13 protein-coding genes are annotated in these 14390 nt (G+C 67.3%); 2 read left to right on the top strand and 11 right to left on the bottom strand.

Going from position 1 to position 14390, the window contains the following annotated elements:
- Nucleotides 1–33 precede the first annotated feature (33 nt).
- The 5 genes from ACFOMP_RS12015 to ACFOMP_RS11995 are packed head-to-tail and all read right to left on the bottom strand — an operon-like array spanning nt 34 to nt 5109.
- Nucleotides 34–1395, bottom strand: coding sequence for a glutamine synthetase family protein (locus ACFOMP_RS12015; protein WP_379030827.1), 1362 nt, complete (start codon nt 1393–1395; stop codon nt 34–36).
- A gap of 59 nt (nt 1396–1454) precedes the next feature.
- Nucleotides 1455–2492 (bottom strand): TRAP transporter substrate-binding protein, encoded by a 1038-nt coding sequence (locus tag ACFOMP_RS12010; protein WP_289896788.1) that lies wholly within the window; start codon nt 2490–2492, stop codon nt 1455–1457.
- An 18-nt stretch (nt 2493–2510) separates the two neighbouring features.
- The gene (locus ACFOMP_RS12005) at nt 2511–3836 is read right to left on the bottom strand and encodes a TRAP transporter large permease (RefSeq protein ID WP_379030824.1); all 1326 of its coding nucleotides are present in this window, start codon (nt 3834–3836) and stop codon (nt 2511–2513) included.
- The gene (locus tag ACFOMP_RS12000; RefSeq protein WP_019352634.1) at nt 3833–4369 is read right to left on the bottom strand and encodes a TRAP transporter small permease subunit; all 537 of its coding nucleotides are present in this window, start codon (nt 4367–4369) and stop codon (nt 3833–3835) included. Before ACFOMP_RS12000 ends, ACFOMP_RS12005 begins: the two co-directional genes overlap by 4 nt.
- Nucleotides 4369–5109, bottom strand: coding sequence for an N-formylglutamate amidohydrolase (locus ACFOMP_RS11995; protein WP_379030821.1), 741 nt, complete (start codon nt 5107–5109; stop codon nt 4369–4371). The genes ACFOMP_RS12000 and ACFOMP_RS11995 overlap by 1 nt, the downstream gene beginning before the upstream one ends.
- 119 nt (nt 5110–5228) lie before the next feature.
- Between ACFOMP_RS11995 and ACFOMP_RS11990 the strand changes: the two genes are divergently transcribed.
- Nucleotides 5229–6113 (top strand): MurR/RpiR family transcriptional regulator, encoded by an 885-nt coding sequence (locus ACFOMP_RS11990; protein ID WP_379030818.1) that lies wholly within the window; start codon nt 5229–5231, stop codon nt 6111–6113.
- A gap of 75 nt (nt 6114–6188) precedes the next feature.
- On the opposite strand, the gene ACFOMP_RS11985 is transcribed toward ACFOMP_RS11990, so the two are convergent.
- The 6 genes from ACFOMP_RS11985 to ACFOMP_RS11960 form a co-directional block, all read right to left on the bottom strand.
- Nucleotides 6189–7139: an ABC transporter ATP-binding protein gene (locus ACFOMP_RS11985; RefSeq protein WP_379030815.1), complete on the bottom strand. Its 951-nt coding sequence runs from the start codon at nt 7137–7139 to the stop codon at nt 6189–6191.
- Nucleotides 7136–8128 (bottom strand): ABC transporter ATP-binding protein, encoded by a 993-nt coding sequence (locus ACFOMP_RS11980; protein WP_379030812.1) that lies wholly within the window; start codon nt 8126–8128, stop codon nt 7136–7138. Before ACFOMP_RS11980 ends, ACFOMP_RS11985 begins: the two co-directional genes overlap by 4 nt.
- 3 nt (nt 8129–8131) lie before the next feature.
- A complete protein-coding gene (locus tag ACFOMP_RS11975; protein WP_289896921.1) occupies nt 8132–8965 on the bottom strand; it encodes an ABC transporter permease in 834 nt (277 codons plus the stop codon).
- Between the two features lie 48 nt (nt 8966–9013).
- Complete coding sequence (locus ACFOMP_RS11970; protein ID WP_379030809.1) at nt 9014–9985, bottom strand: ABC transporter permease; 972 nt, start codon at nt 9983–9985, stop codon at nt 9014–9016.
- 18 nt (nt 9986–10003) lie between these two features.
- On the bottom strand, nt 10004–11596 hold the full coding sequence (locus ACFOMP_RS11965; RefSeq protein WP_379030806.1) for an ABC transporter substrate-binding protein: 1593 nt from the start codon (nt 11594–11596) through the stop codon (nt 10004–10006).
- A gap of 107 nt (nt 11597–11703) precedes the next feature.
- Nucleotides 11704–12648, bottom strand: a complete 945-nt coding sequence (locus ACFOMP_RS11960) for a LysR family transcriptional regulator (protein WP_289896796.1) — start codon at nt 12646–12648, stop codon at nt 11704–11706.
- Nucleotides 12649–12753: 105 nt separating this feature from the next.
- Between ACFOMP_RS11960 and ACFOMP_RS11955 the strand changes: the two genes are divergently transcribed.
- Nucleotides 12754–14388 (top strand): amidohydrolase, encoded by a 1635-nt coding sequence (locus ACFOMP_RS11955; RefSeq protein ID WP_379030803.1) that lies wholly within the window; start codon nt 12754–12756, stop codon nt 14386–14388.
- Nucleotides 14389–14390: the final 2 nt, after the last annotated feature.

Below are 14390 nucleotides of genomic sequence, written 5' to 3'. Positions count from 1 at the left end.
CTCATCTGGCCGGGCCTTGCCGGCGAAATCCGTTCAGGCGCGTTCATAGCCGCGGGCAAGTTCCCAGTCGGTGACGACGCGGTTCTGTTCCTCAAGCTCCCATTCGGCGGCGCGGACATAGTGGTCGATCACCGCATCGCCGAAGGCGGCGCGCAGCATGGCGGATGCGTCCAGCGCCCGCGCCGCATCGCCCAGCGTTTTCGGGATCTGGCGCGCGGCCTCGGCGGCATAGGCATCGCCCGAGAATTGCGGCTCAAGCTCCAGCTTGCGTTCGACCCCGTCGAGGCCGGCGGCCAGAAGCGCCGCGCAGGCCAGATAGGGGTTCAGGTCGGCGCCGCCGATGCGGCATTCGACACGCACGCCCCGCGTGCCATCGCCACAGACGCGAAAGCCGGCGGTGCGGTTGTCGATCGACCAGATCGCCTTGGTCGGTGCGAAAAGCCCGGTCACGAAACGCTTGTAGCTGTTGACATAGGGCGCAAGGAAACAGGTCAGCGCCTCGGCATGGGCCAACTGCCCGGCCAGATAATGCCGCATCAGGTCCGACATGCCATGTTCGGCATTCGGATCGTGGAACGCGTTCGCGCCGTCCCGGAACAGCGACTGGTGGACATGGCTGGACGATCCGGCGCGGCCATGGCGGTATTTCGCCATGAAGGTCGCGGACTGGCCATGCGCCTGGGCGATTTCCTTGGTCGCCGCCTTGACCAGCACATGCATGTCGGCGGTGTCCAGCGCGTCGGAATATTTCACGTTGATCTCGTGCTGGCCGGCCTCGGCCTCGCCTTTCGAGTTCTCGACCGGGATGCCGGCGCCGTAAAGCCCGTTGCGCAGGGCGCGCATCACCGGCTCGTCGGCGAAGGTGCCGGTCAGGGCGTAATCGACATTGTGCCGCGCCGTGGGCGTCAGGCCGCGATAGCCGGCATCGAAAAGCTCTTTGTAGCCCTGTGCGAACAGGTAGAATTCCAGCTCGGTCGCCATCATCGGCTCATGGCCCAGGGCGCGGGCGCGCTCGATCTGGCGGCGCAGCACGCTGCGCGGGGCATGGGGGACAAGCTCATGCGTGTGGTGGTCGTAAAGATCGACCATGCAAAAGGCGGTGCCCGGCGCCCAGGGCAGGCGGCGCAGCGTGGTCAGGTCGGGCTTCATCACATAATCGCCATAGCCGGCCGCCCAGCCCGTCGCCTGATAGCCGGGCACGGTCACCATCTCGATATCCGTGGCCAGAAGGTAATTGCAGCAATGCGTCTCGTCGGGGTTGTCCAGGAAATGCGCGGCGTGGAAGCGCTTGCCCATCAGGCGGCCCTGCATGTCGACAAGGGCGACCATGACGGTGTCGATCTCGCCGGCATCCACGGCGGCTGGCAGGGCCTCGAAACTCAGGTTGGCGGGCATCGCGGACTCCGGATGAAAGGGGACGCGCCGGGACTGGCGCGCCCCGGGGGCGCGGCGGATCAGGAATAGCGATAGGGCGGGCCGGCCTTTTCCATCGCCTCGTTATATTCCTTGATCTTGGCGACGACCTTGGCCTTGACCTCGGATTCGGCGGCGATCTCGTCCCAGAATTCCTTGGCGGCGGTCTCGACGGTCGCCCATTCCTCGGCCGGGATGGTGGTCAGCTTCATCTTGTCGCCGGTGACGCGCAGCTTGGCCTCGCCCGACCAATACCAGTGCTGGCGATAGTAATGCGACTGGTCGAAGACCGCCTTCATCAATTCCTTCAGGTGCTCGGGCACCTCGTCCCAGCGTTTCTGGTTGGCGAAGAAATGCCCGATCCAGGCGCCCGAGATGCTGTTGGTCAGGAAATGCCCGGTCGCCCCGGCCCAACCGACGGTGTAATCCTCGGTGATGCCCGACCAGGCGACCCCGTCCAGCTCGCCGGTCTGCAGGGCGACCTCGATATCCTCCCAGGGCAGGGTGACGGGGACGACGCCGAATTTCGCCAGGAACCGGCCGGCCGTGGGGAAGGTGAAGACGCGCTTGCCCTTCAGATCCGCAAGGCTGTTGATCGGTTGCTTGGTGGCGAAGTTGCAGGGGTCCCAGGACCCGGCCGAGATGTGCTGGATGCCCTGCTTGGCGTATTCCTCCTTCCAGATCTCATCGAGGCCGTAGTGGTTGAACAGCGCCGGCACATCCAGCGAATAGCGCAGCGCGAAGGGGAAATAGCCGCCGAAGACGGTGACCTCGGTCGGGCTGGCCATGCTGTCGTCGTCGGATTGCACCGCGTCGATGGTGCCGTTCTGCATGGCGCGGAACAGTTCCGCCGTGGGCACCAGCTGGTCGGCGAAGAACAGCTCGATCTCCATCTGGCCGTTGGCGATCTTGTTGAAGGCCTCGACGGCGGGCTTGCAGACATGCTCGCCAAGGGCGGCGCCGGCATAGGTCTGCATGCGCCATTTCAGCGCCGCGCCCTGGGCGATGGCCGGCGCGGCCAGCGCCGAGGCGCCGGCGGCAAGGGCGCCCTGGGTCAGGAACTTGCGTCTGGTGGTCATCTTCATTCTCCCTGTTGGTTATTGTCCATAGATCGAATGCGGCAGCCACATGGCGATCTGGGGAAAGGCGATCACCAGCGACAGCGTCAGAATCATGATCAGCACGAAAGGCAGGGCCGAGCGGTAGATCAGGCCCAGCGTGAAATCCCGCGGCGCCATGGCGCGCATCAGGAACAGGTTGTAGCCGAAGGGCGGCGTCAGATAGGCGATCTGGCAGGTGATCGTGTAAAGGATGCCGTACCAGACCAGATCGAAGCCCAGGCTGCGGGCCAGACCGACATAGATCGGCGCCACGATGACCAGCATCGCGGTGTCGTCCAGGAACATGCCCATGAGGATGAAGCTGGCCTGCATCATCAGCAGCACCTGCAGGGGCGTCAGATGCAGCTGGCCCAGAAACAGATCCTCGATGGCCCGGCCGGCGCCCAGCCCGTCGAAAACCGCGCCGAAGCTCAGCGCCGCCATGATGATCAGCATGAACATGCAGGTGATGGCCAGGGTCTGCCGGGTCGCCACCTCGAACACCTGCCGGGTGAAGCGCCCCTTGACCACCGCCGCCGCGACCGAGGCCAAGGCCCCGATCACGCTGCTTTCCGTCAGCGAGGTCCAGCCCCGGACGAAGGGGATCATCATCGCCGCGAAGATCACCAGCGGCAGGATGCCCGCCCGCAGCAGCCGCAGCCGCTCGGCCCAGGTGATCCGGGTGCGCTCCTCGGCCGGCATGGGCGGGGCCAGCGCCGGGTTCAGCCAGGTGCGGATCAGGATATAGGCGATGAACAGCGCCGCCATCAGCAGGCCCGGCCCGATCCCGGCCAGCCAAAGCTGGCTGACCGGCTGGCGCGCGATCAGCGAATACAGCACCAGCACCACCGAGGGCGGGATCAGGATGCCCAGGCTGGACCCGGCCTGGATCACCCCCGAGATCATCCGCTTGTCATAGCGGTGCTTGACCAGTTCCGGCAGCGCGATGGTGGCGCCGATGGCCATGCCGGCGACCGACAGCCCGTTCATCGCCGAGATCAGCACCATCAGCAGCACCGTGCCGATCGCCAGCCCGCCCGGCATCGGCCCGAACCAGACATGGAACATGCGGTAGAGATCCTCGGCCAGCCGGGATTCCGACATGACATAGCCCATGAAGACGAACATCGGCAGGGTCAGCAGCGCGTTCCACTTCATCAGCTTCATCACCGATGAAAAGCCCATGTCGGTGCCGCCCGGACCCCACAGCGCCAGCGCCGCCACCACGGCGACGAAGCCGATGGCGCCGAAGACCCGCTGCCCGGTGATCATCATCAGCAGCATGGTCGAGAACATCAGGGCCGCGATCCATTCGTAGCTCATCGGTCGGCCTCTCCGGCGAAGGGCCGCGCGATCTCGACCCCGCGCAGGATGGCGATGTCGCGGATCAGATGCGCCAGCGCCTGCAGGATCATCAGCAGGAAGGCCAGGGTGATGATCACCTTGATCGGCCACAGCACCGGGCGCCAGGCGCTTGGCGCGCGTTCCCCGATCTGGAAGCTGTAGAGGGTGGAATCCACCGCGCCCCACAGCATCACCCCCAGATAGAACAGCAGGCAGAACACGGTGAAGATGTCCCAGCCCGCCTGCTGGCGGATCGGCAGCCGCGCATAGATCAGGTCCATGCGCACATTCGCGCCAAGCTGGATCGAATAGGGCGCCCCCAGAAGGTAATAGGCGACCAGGGTGAACTGCGCCATTTCCAGCGTCCAGAGCGAGGGCACCTTCAACACCTTCGTGACCGAGGACCACAGCAGGATGCCCATGATGACGAACAGCAGATACATGCTGGCCCGGCCGATGCGGTAGTTCAGCGCCTCGACCCGGCGGACATAGGCGATGGTCCAGTTCGGCATCACAGGGCCTCCCTCAGGGCGTCGCGGATCGTCGGCGCCAGCCGGTCGGCCATCGCCCGCTGCGCCCGCGGCGTCGCGATCAGGTCGTTGCGGATCTCCAGCATGGCATGGGCCAGGCCCAGCGGCGTCGCATGCAGCGCCAGGGTATGGGCCACGCCGTCGGCGGCGCTGTAGGGATCGTTCAGCCGGGTGACCAGCCCGGTCCTGCGCGCCAGGATCGCCCGCGCCAGCCGGTCGTCGGCATCGTGGATGATGCCGAACTCGACCTCGCGCCGGACGCCGAAATAAAGCGGGCTGAAGCTGTGGACGGTGATCAGCGCCGTCGGCCTGCCCCTGGCCAGCCGGCGCGACAGCAGCGCGAACAGCGCCGCGTGGAACGGGATGTAATGCGTCTCGGTCCGGGCCAGCCGCTGCGCGACGGGCAGGTCGCGGTTGCCGGGGATGTCATGCAGCTCGCTGCGCGCCGCCATGGCGCCGGCGGCATCGGGGGGCCGGTTCAGGTCATAGATCAGCCGCGACGCCGTGGCGTGGATCAGCGTGGCGTCCAGCAGCGCCGACAGCCCCTTTGCCACCCCCAGCGCGCCGGGATCCCAGGCGATATGGGCCAGGCATTGTTCGGCGCTCAGCCCCAGCGCCCCGGGCATCGTCCCCAGGTCGTTCGAGGCGTGTTCGCAGACGATGACCGCTGCGCCGCCGCCTTCCGCGTTCTCGATCTGGAAGAAAGATGCTGAACCAGACATACGCTCACTCCCGTCGCGATCAGGTTGGAACGGCAAGGCCAAGCCTGTCAATTATTTTTCAGGATATGTTTTTGCTGTTAAGATCGTTACGAACGCGGCGTCACCGAAAGGAAGGGCCGATGTCACAGGAACCGGAAGCCGCGGGCACCGTCGAGGACCGCCTGACGCAGCGATTTGACGCCCTGACCCCGGCCGAGCGCCTGCTGGCCGGTCACCTGATGCGGAATTTCCCGGTGGCGGGGCTGGCCTCGATGACGCATCTGGCCAAGGAGGCCGGGGTCTCCACCCCCACGGTGCTGCGCCTGGTGCAGAAGCTGGGCTTTCGCGGCTATCCCGATTTTCAGACCCAGCTGCGCGGCGAGCTGGAGGCGCGGCTGGAATCGCCGCTGTCCAAACATGCCCGCTGGGCCGGCGGCGTGCCCCAGACCCATATCCTGAACCGGTTCGCCGATGCGGTGCTGGACAATCTGACAAGGACGCTTGGCCGCATCGACCATGCCGATTTCGACGCCTGCGCGGCAATGCTGGCCGATCCGCAGCGCCGGGTGCTGGTGACCGGCGGGCGGATCACCCAGGCGCTGGCGGATTACCTGGTGACGCAGCTGGGCATCGTGCGGCCCGGGGTGTTTGCGCTGCCCAGCCAATCCCGGGCCTGGCCTTCGGCGCTGCTGGAGCTGCGGCCCGGCGACGTGCTGGTGACGTTCGACATCCGCCGCTATGAAAGCACGACGCTGCAACTGGCCGAGATGGCTGCCGAACAGGGCGCCGAGGTGGTGCTGATCACCGATCCCTGGATCAGCCCGATTTCCGCCCGTGCCCGGTTCCGCTTCGCCGCGCAGATCGAGGTGCCCTCGGCCTGGGACAGCACCACGGCGCTGCTGGTGCTGATCGAAACCCTGCTGGCGGCGGTGCAGGAACTGAACTGGCCGCAGGCGCAAGAGCGCATGACGCGGCTTGAGGCGCTGTATGAACGCGCCAGCCTGTTCCGGCGCGGAAAGGGGTGAAGCGCCGTGCCCGGCCGGCGCAGCCGGGATCGGCCAGCCGCGCCGGGCGTTGCCGCTGCCAGCTTTGCCTGCGACCTAGGCCAGGTGGCAGGCGACCGCCTGTCCGGGGCCAAGCTGGCGCAGGGCCGGCATCCGCTGGCGGCAATCCTCGACCGCGATCGGGCAGCGCGAGGCGAAGCGGCAGCCTTTCGGCAGGTTGACCGGGCTGGGCGGGTCGCCCTGCAGCCGCGCGCCGCCGCCGCGCCGCCGATGTTCGGGCGCCAGCGAAGGCGCCGCGGCGATCAGCGCCTGGGTATAGGGATGGCGTGGCGCGGCGAAGATCTGCGCTGCCGGCGCCTTTTCCACGATCTGGCCCAGATACATCACCGCGATCTCGTCGCAGATGTGGCGCACGACGCCCAGGTCGTGGCTGATGAACAGATAGGTCAGCCCGGTCTCGCGCTGCAGGCGGCGGATCAGGTTCAGGACCTGCGCCTGCACCGCCACGTCCAGCGCCGAGACCGGCTCGTCGAAGACGATCAGGTCGGGCTTGGTCGCCAAGGCCCGCGCCAAGCCGATGCGCTGCCGCTGCCCGCCGGAAAACTGGTGCGGGTAAAGCGACTTCAGCTCGGGGCGCAAGCCGACCTGGGTCAGCAATTCCTCGACCCGCGCGTCGCGGCCCGCGGGCTCGCCCAGGCCCAGCAGGTCCATGGGCTGGCGGATGATCCGCCCCACCCGTTCACGCGGGTTCAGCGACGAGAACGGGTCCTGGAACACCATCTGGAAGCGCGGCCGGGCGCGGCGCAGCTCCTCGCCCTCGATGCGGCTGATGGGCGTGCCGTCCAGGTCGATCGTGCCGCCGGTGATCGGGGCAAGGCGCATCACCGCCAGCGCCGTGGTGGTCTTGCCCGAGCCGGATTCGCCGACGATGCCCAGCGTCTGGCCGCGCTGGATGCCGAAATCGACGCCATCGACCGCATGGACGGTGCCGCCGTTCGCGGTGGGGAAATGCACCTTGAGGTCGCGGACGGAAAGAAGCTGGGTCATGCCGGGACCTCGCGGGGTTCAAGCTGGATGCAGGCGGCCGAATGCGCGCCGGACAGGGCGATATGGCGGGGCTGGGCGGCGCGGCAGGTCTCGACGGCCAGCGGGCAGCGCGGCGCGAAGGCGCAACCGCGGCCCAAATCGGTCAGCGCCGGCACGATGCCGGGGATTTCCGGCAGATCGGCATCCGGGTCGGCATCGACGCGCGGGATGCTGGCCAGCAGGCCGCGGGTATAGGGATGGCCGGGATTGTCCAGCACCGCATCGGCCGGGCCGCGTTCGATGATGCGGCCGGCATACATGACCGCCACCTTGTCGGCCATTTCCGCCACCGCGCCCATGTCATGGGTGATCAGGATGATGGCGGTGCCGGTCTTTTGCCGCAACTCGTCCAGCAGGCCGAAGATCTGCGCCTGCACGGTCACGTCCAGCGCCGTCGTCGGCTCGTCCGCGATCAACAGCTTCGGCTCGCAGGACAGCGCCATGGCGATCATCACCCGCTGGCGCATCCCGCCGGAAAGCTGGTGCGGATAGGCGCGGGCGCGCAGTTCCGGCTCGGGGATGCCGACGGCGCGCAGCATGTCGACGGCGCGGGCGAAGGCGGCCTTCGGGCTGACCTTCTGGTGCAGGCGCACCGCCTCGGCGATCTGCTCGCCGCAGGTGAAGACCGGATTGAGCGAGGTCATCGGCTCTTGGAAGATCATGGCGATGTCGCCGCCGCGGATCCTGCGCAGCTCGGACTGGCGCAGCTTGGTCAGGTCGCGGCCCTGGAACAGGATGCTGCCGCCGACCACCTTGCCCGGGGGCGAGGGGATCAGGCCCAGCACCGACAGCGCGGTCATGCTTTTGCCGCAGCCGGATTCGCCGACGATGGCCAGAAGCTCGCCCGGGGCGACGCTGAAGGACACGTCGTCCAGCACATGGGCCACGCCGCGACGGGTGGCGAAATCGACCTTGAGATTGCGGATGTCCAGAACGGGTTCGGTCACCATGGCTCAGCGCTCCCTCATCCGGGGGTTGAAGGCGTCGTTCAGCCCGTCGCCGACCAGGCTGACGCCCAGCACGGTCAGGAAGATCATCGCCCCGGGCAGCGTCACCACCCACCAGGCGTCCAGCAGGTATTCCCGGCCCGAGCCGATCATCAGCCCCCAGGACATGACGTTCGGGTCCGACAGGCCCAGGAAGCTGAGCCCGGCCTCGAACAGGATCGCCATGCCGATGGTCAGCGTGGCCGAGACGATCAGCGGCGGCAGGGCGTTGGGCAGGATGACGCGCCAGATGATGTTGCCGTCGCCGGCGCCGATGGCGCGCATGGCGCTGACATATTCCAGCGTGCGGATGCGGCGGAACTCGGACCGGGTCAGGCGCGCGGTCTGCGGCCAGCTGACGATGCCGATGGCCAGCGCCACGTTGACCAGCGTCGGCTGGAACAGCGTCACCACGACCATGGCGAACAGCAGCGGCGGCAGCACCTGGAAGAATTCGGTGACGCGCATCAGCATGTCGTCGACGATGCCGCCGTAGAAGCCGGCATAGGCGCCGATCACCACCCCGATCAGCATGGTGATCAGCGCTGCGGCGAAGCCCACGGCCAGCGTGGCGCTGCCGCCCGCGATCAGCCCGGCCAGGATGTCGCGGCCCAGGTTGTCGGTGCCCAGCGGAATGGTCGCCTCCTCGCCGGGCGGCGTCAGCGGCGCCCAGACGATCTCGAACGGATCGACCGGGTAGAGATGGGGTCCGGCGAAGGTCATTGCCATGACCAGGATCAGCAGCGCCAGGCCCAGCATGGCCGAGGGGCTGCGGCGGAAGATGTCCCAGGCTTCGGCCATGGGACCGCGGGCGGCTGGAACCGTGGTTCTGGCGGGCGCGGTCATGTCTCAGCGTCCTCCGGCAAGGCGCGGGTCCAGCAGGCGCGACACGAAGTCGGTCAGCAGGTTCGCGATGATGACGATCAGGGTGGAGAAGAACAGGATGCCCAGCACGGTCGGATAGTCGCGCGCCAGGATCGACTGGAAGGCCAGCGTGCCAAGGCCCGGCCAGCTGAACACCGTCTCGACCAGCACCGCGCCCGAGATGATGGCGCCGAACTGCATGCCCGCGACGGTCACGACGGGCAGCAGCGCGTTGCGGAAGGCGTGGCGGCCGAAGACCTGCCGCTCGCTGACGCCCTTGGCGCGGGCGGTGCGGATGTAGTCGGCGCCCAGCACCTCGAGCATCGAGGCGCGGGTCAGCCGGCTGTATTGCGCCAGATAGACCAGCCCCAGCGTCAGCGCCGGCAGCACCAGATGGTGGGCGATGTCCAGCACCCGGCTCAGGAAGCCGCCCTGTTTCACCACGTCGATCATGCCGGCGATGGGGAACAGCGGGATGGTGGCGCCGAACAGGATCACCAGCATCAGCCCGGTCCAGAACACCGGCGCCGAATAGCCGACCAGCGACAGCACCGTGACCACCGCCGAGGCGATGCCCCGCGGATTGCGCGAGGCGAGCATCCCCAGCCGCGTGCCGACGACCAGCGCGAAACCCAGCGCGGTCGCCACCAAGAGCATGGTCGGTCCCAGCCGCGACAGGATCAGATCGACCACCGGGCGGTTGTAGAAATAGGACATGCCCAGGTCGCCCTGCAGCGCGCGGCCCAGATACAGCCCCAGCTGGGTCAGCAGCGGCTTGTCGAGGCCGTATTGCTGGCGGATCGCGGCCATGACCTCGGCGCTGGCGCCGCCCATCTCGCCGGCGATGACCTCGGCCGGGTCGCCGGGGGCAAGCTGGATCAGCAGGAAGTTCAGGACAAGGACAGCGAGGATCAGGGCAGCCGCATAAAGCAGCTGCCGCAGGATACGTCGAAACATCGGGATTGCCTCCGCCGGTTACTGCTTCAGCCAGACCTCATCCATCGGCCCCATCGTGCCCCAGATCGAGACGGGCGGGTTCTGCACGGCCTGCGAATAGACCGTGTGATAGGGCACTTCGTTGATGAAATGGATCGGGATGTCGGTGGTGATCTGCTTGAAGGCCTGGGCGTAAAGCTGCTGGCGCTTGGCCAAGTCCGGCTCGACCCCGGCGGCGTTCATCAGCTTGTCCACCTCTTCGTTGCAATATTGCTGGGTGTTGGACCAGATGATCCCCTGGCGGATGTTCGAGCACAGATAGGTCCGGTTCACCCCGATCACCGGGTCGCCCCAGTTGAAGACCTGGTCCATGGTCATGTCGAAGTCATAGGACGACACGCGCTGCGACCAGGTCGGGAAGTCGGGCGCGGAGCGCACGGTGACCGCGATCCCGACCTTGGCCAGCGCCGCCTTGACATATTCGGCGACGGCGCGCTGCTGTTCCTCGATGTCGGGCATGTAGTCGATGCGCAGTTCCAGCTTTTTCCCGCCCTCGCCATAGCCCGCCTCGGCCAGCAGCGCCTTGGACTTGTCAAGATCGAAGTCGTAGCGCTCGACATCCTCGGTATAGAAAGGGCTGCCCTGCACCACCGGCTCGATCGCGGGCTTGGACAGGCCCGAATGCAGCGCCTTGGTGACGAAATCGCGGTCGATGGCATAGGCGATGGCCTGGCGGACCCGCAGGTCCGACAGCGCCGGATGCTTGGTGTTGAAGGCCAGCCAGTTCAGCGGGCCGATGCCGGCATAGCCCTTGTCGGTCACGGTCAGGTTGCCGGATTTCTCCAGCCGCCGGATCAGGCGGGTGCCGTCGAGCAGCGGGAACATCTGCGCCTCGCCCGATTCCAGCGCCAGCACGCCCGAATTGGCGTCCTGGTACTGCCGGATCACGATGCGGTCCAGATAGGGCTTTCCTTCCAGGAAGAAGCCGTCATAGCGTTCCAGGATGATGTGCTGGCCCGGTTCGAAGGCGGTCACCTTGAACGGGCCCGAGCCGATGGGCAGGTTGTTCTTGGGGTTCGACTTGATGTCCTGGCCGTCGTCGAAGACGTGCTTGGGCAGGATCGGCGTCAACGAGGCGGACAGCACCAGCAGGATCGCCGGATGCGGCTGCGTCATGCGGATGACCACGGTCTGCGGATCGGGCGCCTCGAAGGCCTCGACCGGCGCGAGCATGCTGGAGAACGGGTGGTTGTCCTTGACCACGCCCAGCGACCAGATCACGTCCTCGGCGGTGATCGGCGAGCCGTCGTGGAAGGTCGCGCCCTGGCGCAGCTTCAGGGTCAGCACCTTGCTGTCGTCGCTGAACGCCCAGCTTTCGGCCAGGTAGGGCTGCGGGGTGAAATCCTCGCCATAGCGCAGCAGCGTGGCGAAGATCTGCGCCGCCGGCACGGCGGTCGCGACCCCCGACTGCACGGCCGAGTTCAGGTGGCGCGGCTTGTGCACGGACGCCAGCACCAGTGTCCCGCCCTTTTGCGCCTCTTGGGCGGAAAGCGCGGGAGCGGTGGCCAAGGCGGTCAGCGCGACTGCACCGGCCAGCAGGAAACGACGCGAGAAGGCGGGGGGAAGGGTCATCTGGTTCTCCGTGTTGGATGCGCGACAAATTCTGGGCGTTGACGCTGCGTCCTAGAGATCGGGCATGGGGGGGCTTTTCGGCAAATGCATTTTTGCGCCAGAATTCCTCAGAAATCCTGTGGAAGATAGGGCCGCACGAAGGCGCGGTCGAATTCGCCGCGCATCGCCTGCATCTCGCAGGTGGCGATGATCGCTTCGCAAACCGGGGTCAGCTTCACGTCGCGCCGGGTCAGCACCCCGGCGCGCGGCGCGTCGTGCTCGCCGGCCAGCGGCAGTCGCACCAGATCGCCGCGGGCATAGGTCTGCTTGCTCATCGGGCGGATGTTGAAGATGCCATAGCACATGCCGGCGGCGATCAGCGCCCGCATCATGTCGGTCGAGCGCGCCGAATAGACCACGTTCGGCTTGAGCCCGCGCGTCGCGAACAGGTCCATCAGGTAGCGCCGCGACAGTTCCAGATCCAGCACCACCAGCGGCTCGGGCGCCAGCTGTTCCAGCGTGACGAAGCGGCCGCTGGCCAGCGGATGCGTCGCCGGCAGCGCGGCATGGGGATGGCCGACGAAAAGCGGCAGGAAGCGATAGACCAGCTCATTGATCAGCCCGTAGCAGAACGCGAAATCGGCATCGCCCGTATCGACGGCGCGGACCACCTCCTCCCAGTTGCCCTCCATCACCTCGATCATCAGGTTCGGATAGCGCTCGCGCACCTCGCACAGGATCGTGGGCAGCAGGATCGGCGCCAGCGGCGTGAAGCAGGCGATGCGGGCGGTGCCGTCGATGCGCTGCTCAAGATCGGCGATCTTGCCGTCGAAGCGCGCCTGCGCCGCCAGCAGCAGCCGGATCTCGTCGATGATCTTGCGCCCGAAGCTGGTGGCCGCGATGCCGCGCGACGGGACGCGGGCAAAAAGCGGCTGGCCCAACTGCGCCTCGATATGGTCGATGGCCGCGGCGATGGACGAGGGCGAGACCGCCAACCCCTCGGCCGCGGCGGTGATCGACTGGTGGCGCTCGGCCGCCTCGATATAGCGCAGGTGCTTCAGGGTGTAATGCATCCGTCCCTCAGGAAAATAGCGGAAATCCCGCGCAACTATGCATTTCACGCAGGATGTTTGTCACGGCTAATCTGCCCGCGACGCCGCATCCGACGGAGAAATTGCATGATCCCGACCGTTTTTTCAGCACGCCGCATCATCACCATGGACCCGTCGCGGCCCGAGGCGACGCATGTGATGGTGTCCCATGACGGGCGCATCCTTGCCGTCGGCGGCCCCGAGGAGATGCAGGGCCGGGGCGATCTGCATCATGACGACCGTTTCGCGGACAAAGTGCTGATGCCCGGCTTCGTCGAGGGCCACGCCCATATGATGGAGGGTTCGGTCTGGCGCTTCACCTATCTGGGCCATTACGACCGCGTGGCCCCGGACGGCCGGCTGTGGCAGGGTGTCACCAGCACCCATGCGCTGGTCGAACGCCTGCGCGACCGCGCCGCGGAACTGGGCGACGGGCCTGTCGTCGGCTGGGGTTTCGATCCGCTGTTCGTGCCGGGCGACCGGCTGTCGCGGCTGGATCTCGACCGGGTCTCGACCACCCGGCCGGTGGTGGTGCTGCATTCCAACATGCACCTGCTGACCGCCAACAGCGTGGCGCTGGACCTGGCCGGCTATGACGAGCACACCGACGTCCCCGGCGTCATCCACACCGAGGACGGCGGGCTGCATGGCGAGCTGCACGAGATGGGCGCCATGTTCCCGGTCATGCGCCGGGTCGGCGCCAGCTTCCGCGCCATGGGCGGCGATCCCGAGGCGATCTGGAACTTCGCGCGCTCGGCCTGCCGGGCGGGGGTGACGACCTCGACCGACCTGCTGAACGAGCTGGGCGACGAGGTGCTGGCCGACCTGTTCGCCACCACGGCCGAGGCCGGCTATCCGCTGCGGCTGGTGCCGATGCTCTCGGCCATGGCGCTGCCGCCCGAGGCGGTGGGCGCGCGCGCCAAGGAGCTGCGGGCGCAGTCCACCGACCGGGTGCGGCTGGGCGGGGTGAAGATCGTCACCGACGGCTCGATCCAGGGCTTCACCGCGCAGCTAAGCGCGCCGGGCTATCATCGCGGCATCGACAACGGCATCTGGAACATCGCCCCCGAGGCGCTGAACCTGCTGGTGGACGACCTGAACCGGCAGGGCATCCAGATGCATATCCATGTCAACGGCGACGGCGCCAGCCTGGCCGCCATCGAGGCGCTGGAAGCGGCGCTTGCCGGGCATTTCCGCCCCGACCATCGCCATGTCCTGCAACATTGCCAGATGGCCGACCGCGCCCAGCTGCGCCGCATCGCCGCGCTGCAATGCTGCGTGAACCTGTTCGCCAATCACCTGTATTACTTCGGCGACAAGCATTACGAGGTCACCATCGGCCCCGAGCGCGCCTGCCGCATGAACCCCTGCGCCAGCGCGCTGGAGATGGGCATTCCGCTGGCCATCCATTCCGACGCGCCGATCACGCCGCTGGCGCCGCTGGTCACCGCCTGGTGCGCGGTCAACCGGCTGACCGACAGCGGCCGGCAGCTTGGCACGTCCGAGCGCATCCCGCTGGACGCGGCGCTTTACGCCATCACCCTGGGCGCGGCCCATACGCTGAAGCTCGACGCCGAGCTGGGCTCGGTCGAGGTCGGCAAGCGCGCGGATTTCGCCGTGCTCGAGGACGATCCGCACGCCCTTGGCCCCGAGCGGCTGCGCGAGGTCCGGGTCTGGGGCACCGTCTTCGGCGGCACCCCGGTCGCGGCCGGATCGTTCTGACC

Origin of the sequence: Paracoccus simplex, assembly GCF_042648325.1 — a bacterium.
GTDB classification, from domain to species: Bacteria; Pseudomonadota; Alphaproteobacteria; order Rhodobacterales; family Rhodobacteraceae; genus Paracoccus; species Paracoccus simplex.
Note: the sequence above shows the minus strand (reverse complement) of the source record. Positions and strands in the feature narration are given on the sequence as shown.

Excerpts from the sequence above, each read along its gene's own strand:
- ACFOMP_RS11955 (WP_379030803.1), top strand. The coding sequence starts at position 12,754 with ATGATCCCGACCGTTTTTTCAGCACGCCGCATCATCACCATGGACCCG.
- ACFOMP_RS12005 (WP_379030824.1), bottom strand. The coding sequence starts at position 3,836 with ATGAGCTACGAATGGATCGCGGCCCTGATGTTCTCGACCATGCTGCTG.
- ACFOMP_RS11960 (WP_289896796.1), bottom strand. The coding sequence starts at position 12,648 with ATGCATTACACCCTGAAGCACCTGCGCTATATCGAGGCGGCCGAGCGC.
- ACFOMP_RS12015 (WP_379030827.1), bottom strand. The coding sequence starts at position 1,395 with ATGCCCGCCAACCTGAGTTTCGAGGCCCTGCCAGCCGCCGTGGATGCC.
- ACFOMP_RS12000 (WP_019352634.1), bottom strand. The coding sequence starts at position 4,369 with ATGCCGAACTGGACCATCGCCTATGTCCGCCGGGTCGAGGCGCTGAAC.
- ACFOMP_RS11980 (WP_379030812.1), bottom strand. The coding sequence starts at position 8,128 with ATGGTGACCGAACCCGTTCTGGACATCCGCAATCTCAAGGTCGATTTC.
- ACFOMP_RS12010 (WP_289896788.1), bottom strand. The coding sequence starts at position 2,492 with ATGACCACCAGACGCAAGTTCCTGACCCAGGGCGCCCTTGCCGCCGGC.
- ACFOMP_RS11985 (WP_379030815.1), bottom strand. The coding sequence starts at position 7,139 with ATGACCCAGCTTCTTTCCGTCCGCGACCTCAAGGTGCATTTCCCCACC.
- ACFOMP_RS11975 (WP_289896921.1), bottom strand. The coding sequence starts at position 8,965 with ATGGCCGAAGCCTGGGACATCTTCCGCCGCAGCCCCTCGGCCATGCTG.
- ACFOMP_RS11970 (WP_379030809.1), bottom strand. The coding sequence starts at position 9,985 with ATGTTTCGACGTATCCTGCGGCAGCTGCTTTATGCGGCTGCCCTGATC.
- ACFOMP_RS11990 (WP_379030818.1), top strand. The coding sequence starts at position 5,229 with ATGTCACAGGAACCGGAAGCCGCGGGCACCGTCGAGGACCGCCTGACG.
- ACFOMP_RS11965 (WP_379030806.1), bottom strand. The coding sequence starts at position 11,596 with ATGACCCTTCCCCCCGCCTTCTCGCGTCGTTTCCTGCTGGCCGGTGCA.
- ACFOMP_RS11995 (WP_379030821.1), bottom strand. The coding sequence starts at position 5,109 with ATGTCTGGTTCAGCATCTTTCTTCCAGATCGAGAACGCGGAAGGCGGC.